Below are 22,846 nucleotides of genomic sequence, written 5' to 3'. Positions count from 1 at the left end.
AAGCTGTTTTTTTAGATTTTGTTCAATCTTACGTAGCGAATATAGTTTTTACCTTCAGTTTTTGCAGCAATTCCTTCGGTTGTCAGTGGAATTTCTAAATCACTGGTGTAATATTTATGATCTTCTACTGATGTTTCAAAACGCAATTTAAATCCTTTGTTGATTTTAGCATCTTCAATTTCTATTGTGGTAATGCTTCGGTCTCCACCGGTTACGGAAGCTCCCGTTTTGGCACTGATATTTTCTGGTTTTTTAGAATAGAATTTATGCCATTCTTTGAGGGTTTTGTACCATTTTTTGTCGTCACCCATTACATATAGTGTTTTCACATATTCGCCTTTAGCATTTACAAGTGAAACTACAATATAAGCGCCTTCTCCCATGTAGTTTGACATTTGGAGCATGCATTTGTATTTACTGGTTTGTGCTGTTGCTTGAAAGGACAAAAGGAATAGAAACGCTATAGATAAACTAATTTTTAGAATTGATTTCATATGAGATAATATTTGTTTTTTAAGGAATATGGTAGCGCCATTGTTTATTATTGTTTGTGATTTAGTATTACGGTGATTTCATACTATTATTTTAAAAATTCTAGCACTATTTTGTTAGTTGTTAACGATTCGTTTTCTTTGGCCAAAGCATACGCACTTTCGTCAAAATCAGTGGTAATTTCTTTTTTAGCGCCCATAGAAATAAGGTATTTCAAGATAGCATCGTCTTTAGAAATCATAGCTGCTTTGTGCAAAGCGGTTAAGCCATCTTTGTTTTTGGCATTGATATCGATGTTTAAAGCGGCGATTTTTTTCAATAAAGCCAAATCATTTTTAATTATAGCAAAATGATACAATGTATTCCCGTCTTTTTGAGGAATGGCCAAGTTTAAACCTTTATCCTGAAGTAATTTTATTTTGGTTTCAAAAGGATCTTGGCTTGTTGCCTCTGGTCCGCGACCTGATGGTCTGTAGGATTGAATCAGGTAATATCCTAAATTGTTTCCGTCTTTGTCCAATACTTTTACATCAGCTCCTTTGTTTAAAAGTACTGTTATAGCCTCAGGAGTTCCTGCTTTTACAGCCATTGTCAATGCCGATTCTCCTTTTAAATTTTGAACATTATTGTTTTTTACTATTGGCAATAACAGTTCTAATGCGGCAATATCTCTAGCCGAAGCTGCTGCCATTAATGCCGTATTTCCCTCGTTATTGGCTTTGTTAGCATCTACACCTTTGGACAAAAAGTAAGTAATGATTTCGGATTGGTTGGCTTTGCTTGCCAATAAATGAAGCACCGTTTCACCTGATTTGCTTGTAGCAGTTGGTTTGATTTTTAAATCTTCAACTAAGTATTTGTAGGTTTCAAGAGGAGTCACATCTCTACGGGAACCTTGTGCTGCAAACAGCAATGCATTGTCAGTAGCTTTTACTCCTTTTTCTAAAAGGGATTTTAATAATGGTAGGTTGCCTGATTTTGCAGCATAATTAAAAGCTGTGTTGCCGTCACTATCAGTATCCTTAATTGACATTCCTTTGGTGGTAAAATAGGTAGTAAGTGCGAGGTTTTTGTCGGATGCGATCGCCATTAATAACAGGTTGACACCGTCTTTGTATTTTTTCTTAGGATCAGTTCCAGCTTTAAAAAAGGCATCATACAATGCGGTATTGCTTTGACCTCCAACAGCTGCAAAGGTTAGTGGAGTTTCTCCTTTGCTGTCTTCTAGATTAAGATCAGCCCCTTTGCTAATAAGGTATTCTACAATTGCTACATTTCCTTTATTGGCGGCCCAGTGCAAATAAATACGATTGTCGTGTGTCAATTTGCTGACTTCATTCCCGGGTTGTTCCAGTAAGAATTGTATGGTTGCTGCAGGCGTATCATTATTAATTGCCATAACGGTTACATCAAAAGCATTTGGAGTTGATGCTGATGGGCTGTTACCTTTTGCTATTTCTGCTTTAACTGCATTTACATCTGGTGTTGTTTTCCAAAAAGATTGCTCCAAAAGTGTGTTTTTTTGCTGCGCACTAACAAATAAAGTAGCGACTAAGGCAAAAGAAATAAAAAGATTCTTTTTCATAAATTTTTTATCAAGGTTCTTATTAATAGAAGATGTGTGTTTGTTTAATCTGGTTATTTAGAATAAATAAAAATAACGCAAATGTAAAAATAAATAGTATAATTCCAATTATAATAGACTCAATTATATGGAAATATTTAATGTATTATAATGTTTGTCTGCCTTTCTTTCGATGATTTGAAAAGGTATCTTTTAGTTCCCACTATTTTAGATGCCAAATTGATGGAAAGGTTTAAAGCAGAAACTTGAAATTATTTAATTGGATTTAATTCAAAACAGCTGCTGTATTTTTCTTTTTTCTGTTTCGTCCCCACCAAATGTAGCATCCGGATATTGGCAGACTTGCAATGAGTAAACTGCACAGAAAGGCGAATATTTTTCCAGGCAAACCTAATATGGCTCCAGTGTGAATGTCATAATTCATTTTCATGAGGTTATCGGCAACTTTATCCGCTGTTTTTCTGCCCCAAAGATGGGAAACAGTTATTTCTTTTAAACTGTATTGATCAAAATAGCGATAATCAATTTTCCAATACGTTCCTTCATCCATATTAGCATTGGCGGCTATCGGTGATAGATTTGTTTCTGGCGGGTGAATTTCAATGGATTCTGCCAATGGATATTCTTTTTGCATTTGAAACCAAATAGCATCTAATGGTTTTACGATTGTAGTTGCAGTTTTTTGGTTTTTTTTCGAAAGAGGCTCTTCATAGATTAGCGATTTTTCGCCACCGGAAACTTTATAATACGAATACGCAAACCATTCAAATCCCCATACTAATCCAGTAATGGCGAAAATGATTCCGATTATAAGCATATAAAAACCAGTAATGTTATGTAAATCGTAATTTTTTCTTTTCCATTTTGTGCCTTTTTTCCATTTGAACGAAAAGCGTTGTTTTGCTGCATTTTTATTTTTTGGATACCAAAGAATTAATCCGGACACTAACAATACCAGAAAAATTAAAGTAGCCACGGAAACTACGACTTGACCAATTTCATGAGACAGCCATAAGTTGAAATGTCCGTCGAGTATAAAAGCAAAGAATCCTTCCTCGTGGTTTACTGTTTTTAAAACTTTTCCTGTATATGGATTTATAAAAACGGTATAATAATAGGAGGGTTCATATTGATAAAATTCAGCTTCTACAGCATTATTTTTTTCGTTGTATTTTATCGCGTGAAGCAGTTTATTTGGAAGTTCTTTTTTAGCAATTCCAACTAATTTTGATGGAGGCAAAAAGTTCATATTCTGTTCTTTTACAAAACGATATTCTTCAGTGATGTTTTGTATTTCTTCTTGAAAAGCATACAGACAACCCGTAATGGCGATTATAAAAACTATAATGCCCGATGATAAACCCAACCATAGGTGTATTTTTCCTATCAGTTTTTTGAAATTATTATTTTTCATAAAAAAGGATTAAACTCCCCAACGAAATGAGGAGTTTAGTGAAACAAAACTAACTAACTCTAAAATTTATATCCAACAGATAAGCGCATGTTGGTTCCGGCTTCTGTTTGCCAGTAATACATATCGCTATAGCTATAATATCCTCCAGAATACAAGTATTTATTCAAGATATTATTGACAACAAGATTAACTGATACTTTGTTTTTTTGGTAAGAAACACCTCCATCCAATCGGAAATAATCGGGTAACATTCCTATATTATCAGGTGAAATAAACCAAGGTGCTCTCTTTACTTGATATTGGTATCCTAATGAAAACCCAACTCCGTTTAGCGTTCCTCTGTCTACTTTATAATTCAACCAAGCATTTTGAATGTGTTTGGTTGTACCTGCAACTTGAGTTCCCACAAGAGATTCATCTGTATCTTTGGTTGTTTTTCCTTCTGTAAATGCATAGTTTACAATAAGATCAAGGTTTTTGAAAATTTCTCCTCTAAGGTCAACCTCAAATCCTTTTGTTTTTTGTTGCCCGCTTTCTCTACTGAATTGATATGTAGAATTAGAATGTTCGGGATCTAATGTTAGTACATTGTTTTTGGTGATTTGATAAACAGAAACAACTGAATTCCATTTTCCGTTCAACCAGTCTCTTTTCAAACCTAATTCTATGTTTCCGCCAGTTTGGGGATTAAAAGATTTGCCTTGCCAGTCCGTACCGTAGTTCTCATTGAAAGATTGGTCATTTACAAAATAAGCAGCCGTGTTTTTATCAATAGAATAACTCAATCCTACTCTTGGTGTAAATTTGTTGTTTTTTGTACCTCCCGAGTAATAGTCATAGGTTTTAAGCTGGGTATATCTTCCTGCTAATGTTACTCTCAGTTTGTTATCAAAGAAGCCCATTTCGTCCTGAATATATAGTGCTTTGTAACTGTTTTGGTATTTAACTCCTCTATCTTCCAGACTTTTGCTTCTGTCAAAAGTAGGAGAAGCAGCTAGCGTTCCGTGTACCGGATTGTATATGTCTAAATCGGGCATTGTAAAGGATTGTGACCAGTCATGAAAAAATGTTTTATCACTTAAATCCAATCCGGATAATATTTTGTGAGTTACGGATCCTGTTTTAGCTTCACCATTTACAAAAGCTTGTCCAACATATATTTTTCCTAAAATGTCCCAATTGCCACCAGCACGTTTCAGAATCGCATCATTAGTAGGGTCAAAGCCACTTGGCCATAAAGACATTCCTTCTTGTTGGTAATTAAGATAAGATGTTTGAGCTGTTAATTTCCAATTATCACTTATTTTATGATCTAAAATGGCAAGAATATTTCTTTCTGTCATTTTTGTAGGATCTAAATTTGATTCTGAAGTAGTAAAGTTTCTAGGCAAATCAGCGTATCCTCTTTTAGAATAGGCATAGTTACTCCCAATAGCATTTACTTTAGAAAATTGTTGCGTGTATTCCAATGTGATAGCGGTTTTATCAGTTACTAAATACTTTAAAACAGGTGCAAAAGTATAGCGGTCATTGAAGTCAAAATCACGGTAACTTTGTTTCTTTTCGCCCATTACATTAATACGATACAATAATTTTCCGTTTTTGCTCAACTTTCCGTCAAAATCTAATGTTCCTCTATACATATCAAAACTGCCCAGCGTTAGGCTCGCTTCTCCTTTAGTACGTCCGCTTGGTTTTTTGGTAACTACATTATAAAAACCGCTTGGGTTACCATTTGCGAGCATGAATCCTGCCGGACCTTTTACAAATTCGATACGTTCTACCATACTCATATCCTCCGTAAGTGGTCCCCAAGTTGAACTTACATTCATTCCGTTTCTAAAAGCGGCCACTTGACTGCCTCTCATAGTAATATTGGCATAATTATCCCAATGTTCCACTCTTGTCGCGCCGCTCACATTACGAGTTACTCCTTCTAGCATGTTAAAAATTTGTTGGTCTTGGATAAGTTTTCCCGTTATGACCTGAATATTTTGAGGAATTTCAATAATTGGTGATTGTAATCGTAAAGTAGATGAAACACGATTCGTTTTGAAAGCACTTTTGTTACTTAAAACCACCACTTGGTTGAGTTCATTATTCGATAAAGTAAGTTGTAATGCTACAACAGTAACTTCTCCAGTGGTAACTTTCACTTCTTGCACGAGGTCATTATACCCAACTAAAGTAACTTTTAGGATATTAACCCCTTCGGGCATGTTTTTTAGTGTAAAATTTCCATTGTTATCCGCAATAGTGTTTTTGTTCGCTCCTTTTATAGAAACCGAAACGCCTTCGGCAGGTTGGTTATCGCTTGTCAAAATGGAACCTTTTATGCTACCGGAGTTTTGGGCAAAAGCAGTGGTTATAGAAACGAGCAATAAACATGTAAGAAGAATAAATTGAGGTATTCGTTGTTTCAAATATTTCATGATTAAAAATTAAATTATTTTAAATTTATTTAGAATGAATAAGAATAAAGCAAAAGTAAATTTTAATTTTTATTTAACAAGTATTATTTAGACTAATTAAGAATAATTTTTTAATTCGATGATTTACAATATTTTGTACATAAAAAAACCTTGCTTTTCAAGGGCAAGGTTTTGATTTGAGTATAAAATATTAAAGTTTTATTTGATTTTTTTCATAGAAAACTGTTCGGAGCTAGGTTTTCCTTGTTGGATTCCTGAAATTTTAGCGACTAAACTATCTGTAGTAATTTGGGTATAACTTATTTTTTGAGGGTAATCGTGTTTTGGATTTTCAAAAACCATTTGCTTCTCTGTTGCAGTTGTCAATTTGAAAGCCACTGGTTTGTCATTATTTTGCCCTTTTACAGTTGCAGAATAAGTAAGGTTTTCTCCTTTTTGTTGTAAGACGATGGATTCAAAATGCAACGTGTCTTTTTCTTTGATGAAGTACGACTCCGCTTGAAACGTACTGTCGTTTACTTTTCTCCAAGTTTCGGTTAGAGTACCATCAATGGCTTTGTTTTCCCAATTTCCCAAAAGCCAATTGGCAGCTTTGATTTTTTCTTTTTCATTTGCATCCGATTTTTTACAAGAAAAAATGGTTAACAAAAGGAATATAAGAGTTATTTTTTGAAACATGAGCTTAGATTTTATGTGGTTATTTATATTGAGCTAAATTATGAAAAAATAGAATAGGTGTATTTTATTTTTAGTTTTGTAATTCTAAAATCATAATAAATATGCTTAAACACCAACTTATACTAACAATTACAATGTTCTCAAAAATTTACCATATAAGTAAGTTGGGCATATAAGCAATTGTTTTGCAGCTAATTTCAATGATCTTATGTGACTTATATGGTTCAAATCCAAAAAATTACCATGTGAATCATACAAGAAAGGGGTATTAATCCTTTTTTTAGCTAACTTCAATGATCTTAAATGACTTATATGGTAAAAAATTAAACACTCGCTTTCAAAATAGTATAAACCAATTCCTTCGTAGGTTTTTGGTCTTTTAGTTTCAATCTGACCGTATCAAAAGTCACTTTAAAATCACAGCCTGATTTATACTGACTGCAACCATAAGCCGTTTTTCCTTTTATCACGGTTCCTTTCTGGCATTTCGGACAGGCTAATTCATCCGGAATGGCTTTCGCCAAAGTTTTCTTAGGTTCTAATTTGAGTTGGAAGTTTTCGTCAAAGCGAAGCAAACCTTCCACAGTGCCGGCATCCGTTTTAAAGTCTTTCAAGTTTACGGTAGATCCTTTTTGAAGCAACCGCAAGTATTGATTTTCGGATATTTTTTTCTCTGCAAAAGTGTAGGGCAATAAAAATGCACAACCCGCTTTATAATCGGAACAGCCAAACGAAGATTTCCCTTTGATAAGTGTTCCTTTTTTACATTTCGGACATACTTCCGCCAAAATTCCGGCTGCTTTCTTTTTCTCGACTTTTGCCACTTCTTTTTGAACAGTTCCAGCATGCGAAATATTGGCGCGTCTGGTTTCACTTCGGACTTCATACACCAAAGTTTCAACCATGTGTTTCATATTCTTAATAAACGAACCGGCGGTAAAAGTCCCTTTTTCTATATCTTTCAATTGCTTTTCCCAAGAACCGGTCAGTTCAGCCGACTTCACCAAATCATTTTGAATCGTATCAATCAGTTGAATCCCCGTTGGTGTTGGCAAAACCTGTTTTTTGTTTCTTACGATATATTGCCGTCTGAAAAGCGTTTCTATAATATTGGCTCGCGTGGATGGACGACCAATACCGTTTTCTTTCATCAATTCGCGTAAATCTTCATCATCCACTTGTTTGCCAGCGGTTTCCATGGCGCGCAATAAAGTCGCTTCGGTAAACTGATTGGGTGGTTTGGTTTCCTTTTCTAAAAACGAAGGTTGGTGTGGCCCTTTTTCACCTACAACAAAACTCGGCAAGATATCGGCTTCTTTTTCTTTGGCGTTTGGGTCTTCAAACACTACACGAAATCCTTTTTTCAAGATTTCTTTTCCGGTGGTTTTAAATAAAACATCGGCAGCTTTCCCGACTACGGTAGTATTGGCAACCAAACAATCGTCATAAAACACGGCAATAAATCGCTTGGTAATTATGTCATATACTTGCTGCTGATTGTATTGCAAATTGCTTTGAATCCCCGTTGGAATTATCGCGTGGTGATCCGTTACTTTTTTATCGTTGAATACTTTAGGTGATTTTTTTATCTTTTTTTCCAAAAGTGGTTGTGTTAACGCAGCATAATTGGTTAGGTTTTTCAGGATTCCCGGTACTTTCGGGTAAATATCATTGGGCAAAAACGTGGTGTCTACTCTGGGATACGTGACTACTTTTTGTTCATATAAAGTCTGCACAATTTTAAGCGTTTCGTCTGCCGTAAAACCAAATTTGGTATTGCAATATACTTGTAGGCCAGTTAAATCAAAGAGTTTAGGCGCAAACTCATTGCCATTCTTTTTTTCTACAGAAACAATTTCAAACTCACTTTCTTTGACTTTATTGGCCAAAAGTTCTCCGTCTTCTTTTTTCAAAAAGCGTCCTTCTTCATAGCTGAAAAGCGTTTCTCGATATAAAGTTTGCAATTCCCAATACGGTTGCGGCTTGAAATTTTCAATTTCTTTGAATCGGTCTACGACCATAGCCAATGTTGGGGTTTGCACCCGTCCAATAGACAATACTTGTTTGTAACCGCCGTGCTTTACGGTGTACAAACGGGTGGCATTCATACCCAGTAACCAGTCGCCAATGGCTCTGGAAAATCCGGCGTAATATAAATTATCGTAGTTGGCAGATGGTTTCAAGTTCTCAAAACCTTCTTTGATAGCTTCGGTGGTTAGGGACGAAATCCACAAGCGTTGTACCTCGCCTTTGTATTTGGCTTCGTTCATCACCCAGCGCTGAATGAGTTCCCCCTCTTGCCCGGCATCCCCGCAGTTGATGACCAAATCGGCTTTGTCGAACAAGCTTTTTATGATTCGGAACTGCTTTTGAATACCGGAATTTTCCACCACTTTGGTTTCGAATTTGTCGGGAAGCATGGGCAGGTTGTTGAGGTCCCAACTTTTCCAGTGTGGTTTGTAATCGCTCGGTTCTTTTAAGGTACATAAATGCCCAAAAGTGTATGTTACCTGATACCCATTGCCTTCAAAATAGCCATCGTGCTTGGTATTGGCTCCCAAAACGGATGCGATTTCACGGGCTACACTTGGTTTCTCGGCAATACAGACCTTCATTTTTACTACTTATTTTGAGGGCGCAAATTAGGAATTTAGATGTTGCTATTATAAAGAAATCTGCAGGAGTTATGAACGGGTATAAATAGTGGAGGAAGCATTAGGAGGAATGAAGCACTGTTTATCGATGCTTTGTTCATACACTATCCATACACTATCTATACACTATCTATACACTATCTATACACTATCTATACACTATCCATACACTATCTATACACTATCTATACACTATCTATGCTTTATCAAATATTAAATAACTTTCGTAAAACAAAATAGTGGCAATAAAAAAAGTTGTATCAATGCAAGATTGCGGAAGCCTTAAAAATAAACGAACATAAATTACATAAGTGTTTTTCACCTAAGTGTATTAAAAATAAGTGTTTCTCACTTGTTTTAAGTGTTTTTCACCCATACTAAGGATTTTTAATTTAAATTTGAATAATCATTTTTCACGGTCGCAGTGCACCAGAAGGGGGGTGCTAGTAGGATATGGTGCTCTAATAGAAGCCTATACTTTTTCAGTAGTTAATTTATTTAGATCCTGTGAATCTGTACTAAATATTTGATGCATTTCATCCAATAACTCAATTTCATCCAGAGGAAGTAACTGAGCCACGATTTCCAATACGCTCGCAGCATTAATAGCTGGATTTTTGATCGTCTCTGAAATTTCAGGCGCTTCTTGGTCTAATGCCAGAATACATAATTTCAGCATGTTAGAAATAACATACGCAAGTTCGCAATAATTTAGCACTCTGATTTCAGCAGTGTACATATCCGTTTTATCTGTAACAGGCTTTAGTGTGTTGAAATACCGAACGCTTAATTTTCTACTATTCTCCAAGCTTTTAATTTCATTTCTTTCCATGATCTTTAATTTTTTGTTTTGTTTTTTTAATACATTGCTCAAATAATCGTTGAACTTCTTTCTCAACCCAATCCACTTTTTCAGATGCTTCTTCCACGGTTTTCTTACTGATTGGTTCAATTTCTTCATTGAATTGGATTGCAGCACTAGCATTTTCCAATTGTTCTAAGACAAACCACTCTTCTTCCTTGGCGGGGTCAAATGTCTTACCTAAAGTGCTGGAAAACTTACTCAAGTCTTTTTGTAGTTTTTCTAGACTGTGCTCGCCTAGCCATTCTCCTGTCAGAAACCATGTGGCACCTAGAAAAAGTGAGCGCAGTTCTTGATGCATAGTATAAGCTACCATTAAATAGTTTTCACATCTTAAATGAAAGTTTCGATCCCGCCCAATAATTCCGCTCTCTTTAAAATCAAGGAAAAACGTTTTTTTAGTCTTCTTTATAAGCCGTTTGGCATTGATTTTTTTGAGGACAAGAACGCTATTGTTATCATCGGTACTGTAAACCAATTCTTGTTCGCTACAATGCATGATGAAAAAAATATTGCCATCACTGAGCGATTCCTTTACCCATTCGGCATTAAACACTCGAAATGAAAACTCAGGATAGGCTTTAAAGAGATTCGATGAGTACTCGTAAATATCTTCCCAACTATGCGGATTGTTTTCACTGACAAGAACCGTGATAATACCTAGGTTGATTTTCTCTTCAAGATGGTGTGAGAAATAGATGGTGTCTGTCTCAATAAGCTTTAATAAAAGTTTGATTATTTTCTTTATTTGACTATAATTTGGATACTCTTTCTGGGTTAAAATATTATGATACATAATTTAAGTTTTTAGGATTCTTTATTATACAGATTCTCAATGCGCTCCAATTCGGCTTCTACAAGTTCACAAGCTTGTTCATGGAATAGCTTGCATTTTTTCGCTAGAAGTTCAGTATCTACTCTGCATGATTTTTTCAGGTTAAGCCAGCGAAGTGAACCTTGATGTGTTTTTAATAACTCAAACAGTTTTTTATCTTCAGAGGTCGTTCGCGGAAATATCTCAGAGGTAAGGGGAGTGAATATTTCACAGATTTCAAATAAATAAGCCAATGAAAAATGATTGGGATGATATCCTAAAAACACATTGATGAGTCCTAGGCAGATTTGTTCTACAGCAATATGCATCATAGATTCCTGAACCTCTCCGGTTTCCATATAGTCGATTTGATTCTCGCTACTTATAAAATTATTAGCAACTATATTTCTATTTTTCCAATAGGAGCGGATGTAATCAATATTACGTTTTGGAACTTCTTCAAAAGCAATATTCGGGGGCTTATTTTCACGCTCATACACTTTATGCCCTTTGGTTAAAACGGCATGGTAAAAGTACAATTGATGTGGCGTGAGATAATTGCCTGATTTTCCTTTATGAAGTAACATCGTTACTGTATAGCGACCTTTTGTTTTGGTTTTTATAACATCACTAACATCAGATACGGTTTTACTTATATGTTCATCTGTTAAAACCAATAAATAGAAATGGGTATTTCTTTCCTTTTTAGAATTGTTTTCCGAAAAAGGATTTAAAACCGATTGGTTTTTCTTTCTCTCTCCAAAACAGTACATACCACTGGTACTGATACTTTCAATAATAATGTTCTTAACTGTCTGTAATCCTGCGTTGTCAATTGCTTTCATAATTTTACTTTTTTAAGTTGATATAATGTCTGAAAAATTGTATTTTTGTTTAGGTCATGGCAAGTTCCGAACAGTTCCAGCCGTACCCAACCAATTGCCATTGTATTACACAATGCTTCATTGGTATTTTACCAATAAAAAATTTCGCAACGATTTAATACCTTTGAAGAATGGACACAGCAACAAAACCGAAACATATAGGCAGAAATATCAGCCGCATCAGAGAGCTTAGAGGGATGAAACAAGAAGCATTGGCGATTGCTATGGGGGTAAGTCAACAAACGGTTTCTAATATGGAAAAAAGTGAAACTATTGAAGATGAAAAATTACTTGAAGTAGCAAAAGCACTAGGAGTTACATCAGAAGCTGTAAAGAACTTTTCGGAGGAAGCTGTTATCAATTATTTTGCTAACTTTTATGATAACAGTTCGAATAATGGTGCTATCCATGCAAGCAACTGTACTTTCAATCCTCTTGACAAAGTTGTAGAGCTTTACGAACGTTTAGTTCAAGCTGAGAAAGAAAAAGTTGAATATTTAGAGAAGTTATTGAAAAAATAGAATAACTAAATTTTTATAAATGCGGAAAAAGAGACTGTAACAAGTCTCTTTTTTTGTTTTATGAGTGATAGTTTGGAGCACTGTCTCAGTGCTTGGGGTGGCTGGGGAGCAATCTCATCCCATTTGTCAATTGTTTTATTTGCTAATTGTTATGGGCAAAGTTTGCAAAACATCGATTGTGCATATCAGAGCGATAGAGGGTTGGTTGCTCTGCGGTGAGCAGGTGTTTACAAAGTCTCTCGACTTCATCTTGCTGTGCGAAGTCGTGATACTTCACAGAGCCTTCACGATTATATTTTGTTGTTACGACTTATTCATACTTCGCAGAGCTGGATTAATCTAGAAGTTCATATTCTTCTGCAAATACTGAAATTCCTCTTAATTCATAGGTTATTACTTTGGCTTCCTGTCTTCGAAGCAATAAATTTAAATCACTTAGTTTCGTAAGGTAATTTTTAGTTAAAATTCCCATTGTAGAAATTCCTATATGTTTGAAGTTTTCAAAATCCTTTGGCTTTACTTTTTTCATTTCACCAATTTTTTTCAAAACTTGTTTTTCTTTTTGAGTTAAATAATGACCCTCGAATTCTTTTGTGATAATACTTTTTAGACATCCATTAGAAAAGCCATTTCCAATCTGTTTATCAACAAGATGCTCTCCCATAATTCTCTCGAAGTTACCATCATCGACCTTGAGTTTTCTCTGAATTAGAATTTTCCTTACAGACTGAACTAGAGTGATGCATATTTCGTGGCAATACTTAAAAACAAAACGAATTTCTCCATTTGAGGATTCGAATAATTTTAAATAGATGTCCTCTGAAATTGGTGAAGATGCTTTCCCTTTTGATACGTGAAATTTCTTTACTCTTATTTCAACTGCCTTAATTAGATTTTCGATACTGATCGGTTTCAATTCTAAACTTGATGAAAGTCTTTGAAAAACTTTAGGATTAGTAGACTGTATAAAGCTTGAAAGACCACTTTGACCGATTATTATCCACCATACATTCGGAATTGTAAATAAAGTATCTCTAAATGTCGTCATACAATCACGTAAATCCTCTTCATAAAGATTTTCAAAATTATCGAGTACTATAAAACTACTAACAAACTTAAGTTCTTCATTAACCTCGATAGCTAGACATTTAATTATTTCTACAAATGTTTCAAAGGTTGTTTCATTTATTGATGGTAAATACACTTCTCTGCCTACATTTACACCATTTCCTAAAATAGAAAACCCAAAATTAATTGTAGCTGGTTTATTTTGATGAATCCAAGAAATTATTTTGGCTGTGTATTCAGGAACTTCAATTTTTTTCGTTACACAATATTCTTCAATAGATGCACAAAAAGATTGAATACATCTTCTTGCTATTATTTTTGGTTCGTCAGCTGGCTGAATAGCACAAAGTGTTCTTGCTGCTAAAATTTTTGGACCAAATTGAGCCTCACCACTTTCTAATAAATATTGTTGAACATTTAAAAAACTAGTTTTACCAACACCTGGAACACCTGAAATAACAAAAACTCCCTGTTCAGAAGATTCAATTGCAGTTAAAAAATCTACCTGTTCTTCGTCTCGACCCATTAAAAGTTCAACATCAGATTTTAGAACTTTTAATGGCTTTGTATCATAAGGACTTTCTTTAAATCCAAGGTTTTTCCATACATTGTTTGGTTGTAACATAAATATTATTTTGGTGTTTGATTAGTTTTCTGGTTTGGCAAGCTAGCATATAACTTGTATATATGCGAAACAAACTTTCGCCTATACACCCTAATTTGGGTGGATTGGCGCTATTTTGTAGCAGTTGCTGTTTCTTCAAATATATAACTTAATACCGAAAATACTGATAAATTAATATTTAGGATTATATTATTTTCAAAAGTAACTTCTTTTAATTCAGGAATTTTACGGGAAACCGTAAACGCTTTTTTTTAGCAAAAAACTACAACTTTTAGGGTTGTAGTTTCTTGTGTTTTATTTTGTTTGTGGGTGTTAGAAAGGCGCTCGTACTAGCTGAGGCCTTCTCGATACAATTTTAAATAGTAAAGCTATCGCATTACTGTTTAAAATCACTCGAAGTGACGGTTGAAACAACTTAATTTAAAGCTATCGCATTACTGTATGAAATTACTCGAAATGGCAGATTGAAACAACTTAATTTAAAGCTATCGCATTACTGTTGAAAATTACTCGAAATGGCGGATTGAAACAGCTTAACTTTATGAAATTCAGATTGACTCCTGGAAGCTCCTGTTCCATCTAGAAAAATGAATGTATAGTAATCAAATTATTTTCTTACATTTGATAAAACTAACAGAAAAGTATACTAAATACTCATAAAATACACTTAAAAGTGTATTTTTGTTTGCAAACAAATAATAAAGTGAATATATTTGCTCTAGAAATATGGGATGATGAAGGTGCAAAGTGCACTTTTTATACCGTTAAATATGATGGTGTCGATGCAAATGAAACCGATTTGTTTTTTGATAAGTATGATGCTATCGCAGCATACAAGCAAGCCAATCAGGAATTACTTTCATTTATAATATATGCTATTGGTGAGGATCACGGCGCAGTTGATGAATTATTTAACAGAGATGAAAACGAAGTAAAAGGATTACCGGTTCAACGTAAAGTAGTGCTCGATGAAATTACCTATCATTATCCAAATTTTCCCTCACGGTTATACGCCTTAAAAATTACAAACAGTATTGCCATCCTTTTTAATGGAGGTGTCAAAGATGATGAAACAAATCAAAAAAGTTCACTACACTTAATCTGGAGAGAAGCATGTGAATTTGCAAAACGGATTAATGAAGCTATTCGTGATGGTTCGATTATTGTAGATGAAGAAAATAGAAAACTTACTAATTATGATGGTTCAGATGAAATCATCCTCTAAAAATCCCAAAATATGAGAAGCAAAGTAGCCCAAAGAATTTTAGCAGAAACACCCGAAGAAACAAAAATCTTTGCCAGGTTATACGCTGATATTGTGGTACGCGTACATCAGCTATTAAAGGAAAAAGGATTTAGCCAAAAGGATTTAGCTGATAAATTAGCAAAAAGGCCTTCGGAAGTGAATAAATGGTTGGTGGGAGAACATAATTTTACTTTGCGTTCGCTTGCAAAGTTAGAAGCGGAATTGGGTGATACCATTATCCATGTGCCCCATAGAAAGCCTGTGTCTACTTCTATAGGTGGTAAAAGATATATAACTGTGTATAAGAATGCACATGTAACTACCACGGATGTAGCGTATACTAATGTGTGGAAAAAATCTAAAACTAAATCAAAAACACCATTAGCCAATGTCAGCTAATATTTTGCAACCCGAAAAAATAGAAATTGTAGATTTCAAAATCATTAAAGGACAAATCAACAGCCCATTTGATTTTGAAAAGGAAAAAGTAGCCGGTCATACTTTCAATGTTGATTTTGAGTTGGGATTTAATCTTGAAGACAAATTGGTCAAAGCTGATTTTTCGGTACATGTCGAGACTAAAAGTAATGAAGATAGCATTGAAGAAGCGGTTGGGAATTTCAGTTTTGTCTATGTTTTTTATGTAGATAATATTGAGGAACTTACCACTCTGGAAAAAGATGAAACTATTACTATTCATCCCGCTTTAGGAAACGCATTGGCTTCTATAACGTATTCAACTTCAAGAGGGATTTTAATGACTCGTTTCCAAGGAACAGTATTAAGCGATTTTATTCTGCCCGTTATTAATCCTAATGATTTATTAGAAAAAGGAAGTAAATAAAATTCAAAGTAGAAAGTATAAAATGTCCCATTTATTGTAAATATTTGGGACATTTTTTTTAAAATAAATCTTCATGAATTATGACAGAGCGATCATAATGTGATTGCATTAAGGCTTCTCGATACAATTTTAAATAGTAAAGCTATCGCATTACTGTTTAAAATCACTCGAAGTGACGGTAATGCGTTACCGATAAAATTTAGTGTATTTCCGAGCGATCGGGTACGAAGTCAGGAGACTTCGCAGAGCGGTGTCAGGAGACTTCGTAGAGCGGTGTTTTTCCCTTTTTATTATTGCCATGTTTTTACCTCTTCTCGAAATAGAAGTAAAGCTAATCCGGAAGCAAATACCATACAGCTGATTAACATTAGAAAACCATTATTCCAAATGAAGTAGGAAAGTCCAACAAAAGGACCGCCTATTACTACCATAAGAGCGCTTATAGGATTTGTTTTGATGAAGTTTAGCGCATGAGCAGCCAAACCTATAAAAAGTAAAGACGGACCAACAATAATAAATGGGTATAAGATTAATGGTGTATTACTTATTTGTTCTTTTAATTTTTCGCTGCCAATAGCATCATTACCAAAACTCCACATAATAAAATCAATTGTGCAAAGTCCGATATGAGCAATAATTCCTAGAGTTGTAATTACAGAAGCTACGGTGTTAATCTTGTTCTTGGGAAATACATTATTAAAAGAAAATAGTAACACAGCTCCAATTAAATTAAACCAATGCGCCAGATCAATATATTTTTGAGTGTTCAATGAAATAAGAGAAAAGAATACATAACTCGTAACGAAAAAAACGAGTCCTATTGCGCATAACGTTTTTGGTTTGACCATAATTTATTTAAGGTGAATTATTGTTTTACTTACTTAATTCTTACTACAAAGTCAGAGACTTCCCAGAGCAATCATGATTATATTTTGTTATTACGGCTTATCCATACTTTGCAGAGCTGGGGTGTTAAGGTTCAGCTTAAAATCATTTTGATGTTTCTTTAGCCTGCTCGTGCCAATTACAATAATAATATATTTGCTTTTGTTTGTGTTCACGAGCGGGACGCTTGCGCCAGCCTTTAGATTTGTTCAACACGAGTTTCCTTGCTCGTGCTGCGCACGCAACGAAACTCTTGCTGTTACCTGCTGTTTTTATTGGCAGTCCTTCATTTTTCGTTCAACTAATTGTTGCTTTTTTTCATCCCATTTAAAACAATGCTCTTTTATTAGCACCATTTTGTTCTTTACGACATTGTATTCAGCTGTTGTTACACTAGTTCCTGCACAACATTGATTGCGCTCATAAATTTTTTTGTTTTTGCTATCAAACTCTAATGAAGTTCCACTAAACCCGCTTTCAAAGAAATTGTTTGTTTGTCTGTCGCATAGGAAATATAGACTAGAAGTATTTGGTCCTGCATAACTTTGCTCAAAGACGGAAAAATCTGCAATGCCGTCAAAGTTATAATCGTCAATAGTTATGTTGTCTAACCCCCAAAGTTGGCATTCTAAATTTATTTGCTGAATGAGTTTGTCTGTTTTTTTTTCAAATATTTTTAATCCTGTTACACTTGCATAAAATATATTTTTTTCTTTACTAATAATTAATTTAAAGTATTTGTTCTTTAATGAAGTCGGTTGTAATAATTCCCTATTTTTCCATTCAAGACTATCTCCATAATCTATATCAAAAGATTTGGTTAAAGTTATTTTAAGTTCTTTGTTTGAACTTATATCTTTCCAAACACCTTCAATATTATTGCTTTTAGGATTAAAGTCCTTAAAAATTAAAGTCGCACTATCTTTATTTGAGCCATTCTTTTCTGTTAGCTTTAATAATCCATTTTTGAGAGTTCCGTTTATTCTAATTGGGTCGTCAAATTTTGTGTAAACATAAAATGCTCTTGCATCTCCATCTGAATAAATGTCTGTTACAAATTCAATAGGATATTTGTCAATAAAACCGGCATAAGTTGTTTGTCCAGATAGGCTAATGTTAAAAATTAAAATAGTCAATATTGTTAATGTCTGTTTCATTTTGCAGGTTCTTCTATAATAGCACCTAACGTCAGTCTGTGAAAAAACTAAAATCCACCTCTTGAGATTCTTGTCATATTCGAGATTTTTCTTTGCCAGCCCTCCGAATACTTTCTAAATTAGAAGTAGTTTTTTCACAGCCTCGCGTCTCGGCACTACAGCGGGTTTGGGACTAAATTAAGCCTTATTTTTGGATTTTCGAAATCATCACAAATTCAAAACCAACTTTCCATTAAGTCAATTTGTCTAAATCCGTTGTAGTAGCTTTTGGCGATTGGCTTTACAATTTAATTGTTAGATAGTATTCTGTTATTCTTAATAGTACAAAACAAATAAAAGCAATACCTAATTTGATTATAAATTTATATTTTGGTTGTTGAGATGTATTGAAATTGATTAAAGCCTTTATGCTTTGAATAACTTTATCTTTATTTAACCATAAAATCATTAGAATTAATACTTGGTACAGAATAGCAGCTTTCAAAGCTCCAAGATGCACTTCGAAATAGATGTCTTGTAAAATCACATTTACAAGTATAGTAGATGTGAACAAACAACCAATAATTCTAGTTCTTTTTATCAAAATTAATGTTCCTCCAATTATTTCAAAAAGTCCTAAAGTTATTGCATATGATTTTGAGTACCCATAAAAAGCCCACATCAATTCCATTCCAGTCAAGTCTGAAACAGTTTTGTTGATTTCAGAAGCTCCATCAAATTGGAATATTTTACCTCCACCATAAACAAAGAGTGCAAATACTACAATCCAACTAATTGCATTTTCAAAAATCTCTATTTTATCTTTTCTGTCGAATTTCATTCTTCGTCTTTTTCTTTTAACTTGTTGCTCACGCTGGCTGGGCGAATTAATTATTTTGCATTATTCCAGCCAGTTAAAAATTCTCCTAAAGCAAAATCAAGAAATATAACTATCACAATTATTGTTACAATAATCCCAATAATCCGTACTGTTTTTTTATTCATTTTAATAATTTATATTTTAATACTTTTTTTAAGCGGACCACTAAAGTTTCCGCGTTCTTCCGATGGTGGGGACTAAAGAAGCCTTATTTTTCGGGTATTCACTAATTTTTCAAGTACAAGCGCTCCGCTCGTGCCAATTGCAATTTATAATGTATTTGCTTTTGTTTGTGTTCACGAGCGGGACGCTCGCGCCAGCGGGGGAAATACCCGCGTTGCAAACGCTAAGATTGTGCTCTAAATTAAAACTAGCACTCGTTGCAAACGAGCGCCAGGGGGAGCTGGTTTCAAAACTACGCTAACGATTGTGTATATCTAAGCGATCGGGACTTTTTTTACTTGATTTCTTACTCAGGTTTTATTAAATTATCTTTTAATTTAGCATAAATGTCAAGACTTATAAACTTGCCATTTTTAATTTCACAGTCTTTCATTGTTCCTTCGTATTGAAAGTCAAGTTTAGCCATTGCGTTTTTACAATTCTTATTTTCCGACTCAACAAATCCTTCAATTCTGTTAAGTTCTAAATTGTCAAATCCATAATTACAAATTAGCGGCAGTGCTTCTTTCATAATTCCCTGTCCCCAAAAATTTGAAATTAACCAAAAACCGATTTCTGCTTTTTTATGTTCTTTACTCATATTATTTAATCCCCCCGCTCCATAAAATGTACTGTTATCAGCCGAGCAAACGGCAAACCAAATTCCTGTATCGTTTTTTTCAAGGTCAGCGAAAAAAACCATTTGTTCTTTAGTTGCTTCCAATGTTTGAAAACTCACTCCGTAATATTTAATAATTTCTGGATGTGAAAGTCCTTTGAAAACATTTTCAAGATCACTATCTGCAAATTGTCGCAGTAAAAGTCTTTCGGTTTTTATTGTTGGAAATTCTTTCTTCATAATTTTTTGTTCATTTCGGATTGTCAGTTTTCGTCGTTACAGCCTGACGTTCTTGTACTATAGCGGGGTTATGTTTTAAAAACATCCAATCTTTGCATCCAGGGAATTTCTGATCTAATAAACGTAAGTTTTGTCTTGATGATTCGGTCACTTTTATCTCTGGGATTTTTAGTTACAAATCTCGCCCTAGAATTGTTGAAATCCAACGTGTATTTTTCATCAAAATCTTCTTGTTTGTTGGAAGAGAAAGTAATGACGTTGTCTTTCGCAGTCCATTTTCCTTTTCCGTATTTATTTACTTCAGGTGGAAACCCGTTTTTAATTTTAGAATACGAATGAAACACGAATGTTCCATCTTGACGTAAGTTTAATTTATATTCGATTAAATGATCTCCTTCTTTGCTAAAGTTGCGATTGTAATCACCGGCAAATGCATTCGATTGCGCGAATACCGTAAGGTTGAATATTACAAGTAAGGTGGTAAGTAATAATTTCATCGGTTTGGTTTGTTTAATGGGTTAGTACTTTTTTTGCTGTTTTGTAATTATTTGTGAGCGATCGGGATTAAGTCAATGCGAGGAATGAAGCAATGCCATAAAGTTAGACTATTATTCTATTTGCTTCTCGTTGAAGGCACAGTTTGCAAAACTGCGCTAACGATTGTAAATATCTGGGCTATTGGGACCTTATTGTCATTCGGTAAGGGCATTTTTATTGTCATTTATAAATTGTTCAAATGTTGTTGGTTTTCTATTGGTGATTTTCTCCACCCAGTTAGTAGTCTCAGGTTCTTTTTGAAATCGGGGGAAATAGTGAAGCATAATCATCACAAGAATAAACATCGTTGGTATTTTTTCTTTTCTTTTTGTCAGGAAGAAACTTATAAGGTTTGGCGATATATATTGAATTTCAATTCTTAAAATGTCACTTAATATTCTTGCCATTTCCAAAAACGTCAACTTTACTATACAAGTTAATTCATACGATTTATTGATATGCTTTGATATGTTTGTCAAGATAGTTGCAGAAACTGCACCAATGTCACGAACGTCAACCAGTGTAAATTTTGCGTTACCAGCAGGTAGATAAATTCTTTTTTTATTCACTAAGTCGTTATGCAAAGTAGTAGTAAAATTTTGCATAAAATAAGCAGGTCGTAGGAACGTATAAGGTATTTTGCTGTCAACAATTAGTTTCTCAATTTTGTGGTGCGGTATTATTTTACTTTTCTCAACGCCCTGAACTGATAAGAATACAATATGTTTAACTCCGTTTTTTTTACAAGTGTCAATGATAGGTTTGAAATATTTTTCTACTTCTGAAATTTGTGGCGGTCGTAATAAAAAAAGGATTTCACAGCCGTCCAAAGCGGTTTTGTATGTCTCAACATCGGTAAAGTCAAATCGTGAAAAATTTACTTTGTAATTGGATAATTTACGTCTGTCTTCATTTGAGTTTCTAACGCCAGCATAAATGTCAAGTTGATGGTCAATGTTTTGCAATGACTTTATCACCTCTGTCCCAACATTTCCTGTCGCCCCTGTAATTAAAACTTTTGTCATACGATTGATGTGAAATGTTTATCATTGTTGTGTCATACTTAATATTGGCTATAGCGTTTCTCAGCTTGGCGATGTGGCGGATTGAGGGAGCCGAAACTTTCGGTTTAACACTGACTTTGCAAGTATAAAACCAACTTTAAATTAAACCCAAACCCCGCTATATTGACAAATTGCTGTGTGTGCCTTGCATGCACTTCCAATTCCTCAAAAGTAGGAATTTTATCTAGAGGGTGCAAGTCCCTTATCGGCAAGTTGTTGATTTATATTGAGCCGATTAGCACGTGGCAAGCTGGTTTGGGGCGACCCATGCAGTGAAGGAAGCCAAACGGCAAAAGTCTGTACTGAGGAACACAAAGCGCATACGAGGCTAACAAAAATGGGTAAGCATGCACAGCAATGCGAAGCCTTGAGACAACAGGTTTAGTTAGTAGATGCTTCGGGGATAGACAGAAAGAGGAAGTGCTTGCCGAGGGAGGTCTTCACAACCACGGGTGGTTAAGTGAAGAAGTCAGCAGAAGTCATAGTACTTGGGGTAACGAGTTACCAACAGAAAGGTATAGGACTCACAAACAAGGAAGGACTGAACGCAAGTGGTTCTTAATTTCTAACGGAATGACGCAAGTTATAGCCTTAGAAAAGCGGAACAGGTTAAACAAGAATCTGAAATAATCCCGAAGTTTCGGGACAGATTAAAACACCAAGTATGATTGCACAAGTAACACATCCTTACAATCTCCAAAAGGCGCTACGTCAAGTAGAAGTCAACAAAGGCAGTGCGGGCGTTGATGGCTTAAAAACCACTCAACTGGCGGATTATTTCCGTGAACACAAGTCTGCATTACTGGAAGGCATTAAAAATGACCGTTACTTACCGCAACCCATTCTTGGCGTAGAGATTCCAAAAGGAGGCGGAAAGTTCCGACTCTTGGGAATTCCAACAGTAGTTGACAGACTGCTTCAACAAGCCGTATCGCAAGCGATGATGCCGAGATTTGAAAAGGATTTTAGTGTGAACAGCTTCGGATTTCGACCCAACAAAAATGCCCGCCAAGCGGTAGGTAAAGCCTTGGGAAACATTCACGAGGGCTACAATTATATTGTAGATATTGACCTAAAGACCTTCTTTGACGAAGTCGATCATTGCTTGTTGATGAACCTAATTTACCAAAAGGTAAAATGCCCAACGACTTTGCGATTAATCCGCAAATGGTTGCGAGTGCCGATACTCATCAAAGGAAAACTG

21 protein-coding genes are annotated in these 22,846 nt (G+C 34.8%); 5 read left to right on the top strand and 16 right to left on the bottom strand.

Annotated features, from left to right (window positions below):
* Window positions 1-11 precede the first annotated feature (11 nt).
* The 9 genes from BMX64_RS00110 to BMX64_RS00070 all read right to left on the bottom strand — a co-directional run bounded on the left by BMX64_RS00110 (window position 12) and on the right by BMX64_RS00070 (window position 11,776).
* Entirely contained in the window at window positions 12-494 is a 483-nt protein-coding gene (locus BMX64_RS00110; RefSeq protein WP_091164380.1) for a DUF2271 domain-containing protein, read from the bottom strand.
* Window positions 495-580: 86 nt separating this feature from the next.
* Window positions 581-2,077: an ankyrin repeat domain-containing protein gene (locus BMX64_RS00105; protein WP_091164377.1), complete on the bottom strand. Its 1,497-nt coding sequence runs from the start codon at window positions 2,075-2,077 to the stop codon at window positions 581-583.
* Between the two features lie 265 nt (window positions 2,078-2,342).
* Window positions 2,343-3,491 carry a PepSY-associated TM helix domain-containing protein gene (locus BMX64_RS00100; RefSeq protein ID WP_091164375.1) on the bottom strand — a complete coding sequence of 383 codons (1,149 nt, stop codon included), beginning with the start codon at window positions 3,489-3,491 and terminating at the stop codon, window positions 2,343-2,345.
* 59 nt (window positions 3,492-3,550) lie between these two features.
* Window positions 3,551-5,923: a TonB-dependent receptor gene (locus tag BMX64_RS00095; protein WP_091164372.1), complete on the bottom strand. Its 2,373-nt coding sequence runs from the start codon at window positions 5,921-5,923 to the stop codon at window positions 3,551-3,553.
* A gap of 198 nt (window positions 5,924-6,121) precedes the next feature.
* On the bottom strand, window positions 6,122-6,601 hold the full coding sequence (locus BMX64_RS00090; protein ID WP_091164369.1) for a DUF6265 family protein: 480 nt from the start codon (window positions 6,599-6,601) through the stop codon (window positions 6,122-6,124).
* 323 nt (window positions 6,602-6,924) lie between these two features.
* Window positions 6,925-9,216 (bottom strand): DNA topoisomerase 3, encoded by a 2,292-nt coding sequence (locus tag BMX64_RS00085; protein ID WP_091164365.1) that lies wholly within the window; start codon window positions 9,214-9,216, stop codon window positions 6,925-6,927.
* 511 nt (window positions 9,217-9,727) lie between these two features.
* The gene (locus BMX64_RS00080; RefSeq protein WP_091166497.1) at window positions 9,728-10,087 is read right to left on the bottom strand and encodes a hypothetical protein; all 360 of its coding nucleotides are present in this window, start codon (window positions 10,085-10,087) and stop codon (window positions 9,728-9,730) included.
* A complete protein-coding gene (locus tag BMX64_RS00075; protein WP_091164361.1) occupies window positions 10,074-10,913 on the bottom strand; it encodes a hypothetical protein in 840 nt (279 codons plus the stop codon). Before BMX64_RS00075 ends, BMX64_RS00080 begins: the two co-directional genes overlap by 14 nt.
* A gap of 11 nt (window positions 10,914-10,924) precedes the next feature.
* Entirely contained in the window at window positions 10,925-11,776 is an 852-nt protein-coding gene (locus tag BMX64_RS00070; protein WP_091164357.1) for a hypothetical protein, read from the bottom strand.
* Between the two features lie 170 nt (window positions 11,777-11,946).
* On the opposite strand from BMX64_RS00070, the gene BMX64_RS00065 reads away from it, so the two are divergent.
* The gene (locus BMX64_RS00065; protein WP_091164353.1) at window positions 11,947-12,336 is read left to right on the top strand and encodes a helix-turn-helix domain-containing protein; all 390 of its coding nucleotides are present in this window, start codon (window positions 11,947-11,949) and stop codon (window positions 12,334-12,336) included.
* Window positions 12,337-12,670: 334 nt separating this feature from the next.
* On the opposite strand, the gene BMX64_RS00060 is transcribed toward BMX64_RS00065, so the two are convergent.
* On the bottom strand, window positions 12,671-14,029 hold the full coding sequence (locus BMX64_RS00060) for an ATP-binding protein (RefSeq protein ID WP_091164348.1): 1,359 nt from the start codon (window positions 14,027-14,029) through the stop codon (window positions 12,671-12,673).
* Window positions 14,030-14,714: 685 nt separating this feature from the next.
* Between BMX64_RS00060 and BMX64_RS00055 the strand changes: the two genes are divergently transcribed.
* Genes BMX64_RS00055 through BMX64_RS00045 form a run of 3 tightly spaced genes read left to right on the top strand, consistent with a single transcriptional unit; the run spans window position 14,715 to window position 16,119 of the window.
* Complete coding sequence (locus BMX64_RS00055; protein WP_167543003.1) at window positions 14,715-15,254, top strand: hypothetical protein; 540 nt, start codon at window positions 14,715-14,717, stop codon at window positions 15,252-15,254.
* A 12-nt stretch (window positions 15,255-15,266) separates the two neighbouring features.
* Window positions 15,267-15,674, top strand: a complete 408-nt coding sequence (locus BMX64_RS00050; RefSeq protein WP_091164342.1) for a helix-turn-helix domain-containing protein — start codon at window positions 15,267-15,269, stop codon at window positions 15,672-15,674.
* Complete coding sequence (locus tag BMX64_RS00045) at window positions 15,664-16,119, top strand: hypothetical protein (protein ID WP_091164341.1); 456 nt, start codon at window positions 15,664-15,666, stop codon at window positions 16,117-16,119. Before BMX64_RS00050 ends, BMX64_RS00045 begins: the two co-directional genes overlap by 11 nt.
* 290 nt (window positions 16,120-16,409) lie before the next feature.
* On the opposite strand, the gene BMX64_RS00040 is transcribed toward BMX64_RS00045, so the two are convergent.
* The 6 genes from BMX64_RS00040 to BMX64_RS00010 all read right to left on the bottom strand — a co-directional run bounded on the left by BMX64_RS00040 (window position 16,410) and on the right by BMX64_RS00010 (window position 21,603).
* Window positions 16,410-16,967 (bottom strand): hypothetical protein, encoded by a 558-nt coding sequence (locus tag BMX64_RS00040; protein ID WP_091164340.1) that lies wholly within the window; start codon window positions 16,965-16,967, stop codon window positions 16,410-16,412.
* Window positions 16,968-17,276: 309 nt separating this feature from the next.
* Entirely contained in the window at window positions 17,277-18,161 is an 885-nt protein-coding gene (locus tag BMX64_RS00035) for an XAC2610-related protein (RefSeq protein WP_091164339.1), read from the bottom strand.
* Window positions 18,162-18,441: 280 nt separating this feature from the next.
* Window positions 18,442-18,981 (bottom strand): hypothetical protein, encoded by a 540-nt coding sequence (locus BMX64_RS00030; RefSeq protein WP_091164336.1) that lies wholly within the window; start codon window positions 18,979-18,981, stop codon window positions 18,442-18,444.
* Window positions 18,982-19,489: 508 nt separating this feature from the next.
* A complete protein-coding gene (locus tag BMX64_RS00020) occupies window positions 19,490-20,041 on the bottom strand; it encodes a GNAT family N-acetyltransferase (RefSeq protein WP_091164331.1) in 552 nt (183 codons plus the stop codon).
* Between the two features lie 68 nt (window positions 20,042-20,109).
* The gene (locus BMX64_RS00015; RefSeq protein WP_091164329.1) at window positions 20,110-20,538 is read right to left on the bottom strand and encodes a hypothetical protein; all 429 of its coding nucleotides are present in this window, start codon (window positions 20,536-20,538) and stop codon (window positions 20,110-20,112) included.
* Window positions 20,539-20,733: 195 nt separating this feature from the next.
* Window positions 20,734-21,603 carry an NmrA family NAD(P)-binding protein gene (locus BMX64_RS00010; RefSeq protein WP_091164324.1) on the bottom strand — a complete coding sequence of 290 codons (870 nt, stop codon included), beginning with the start codon at window positions 21,601-21,603 and terminating at the stop codon, window positions 20,734-20,736.
* A 703-nt stretch (window positions 21,604-22,306) separates the two neighbouring features.
* Between BMX64_RS00010 and BMX64_RS00005 the strand changes: the two genes are divergently transcribed.
* Window positions 22,307-22,846 (top strand): reverse transcriptase domain-containing protein (locus BMX64_RS00005; protein ID WP_244273182.1); only part of this gene is annotated, 540 nt, incomplete at its 3' end.

The sequence above is a fragment of the Flavobacterium sinopsychrotolerans genome, assembly GCF_900110375.1.
In the GTDB taxonomy this organism is placed as follows: domain Bacteria; phylum Bacteroidota; class Bacteroidia; order Flavobacteriales; family Flavobacteriaceae; genus Flavobacterium; species Flavobacterium sinopsychrotolerans.
This window is presented reverse-complemented; position numbering and strand designations above follow the sequence as displayed.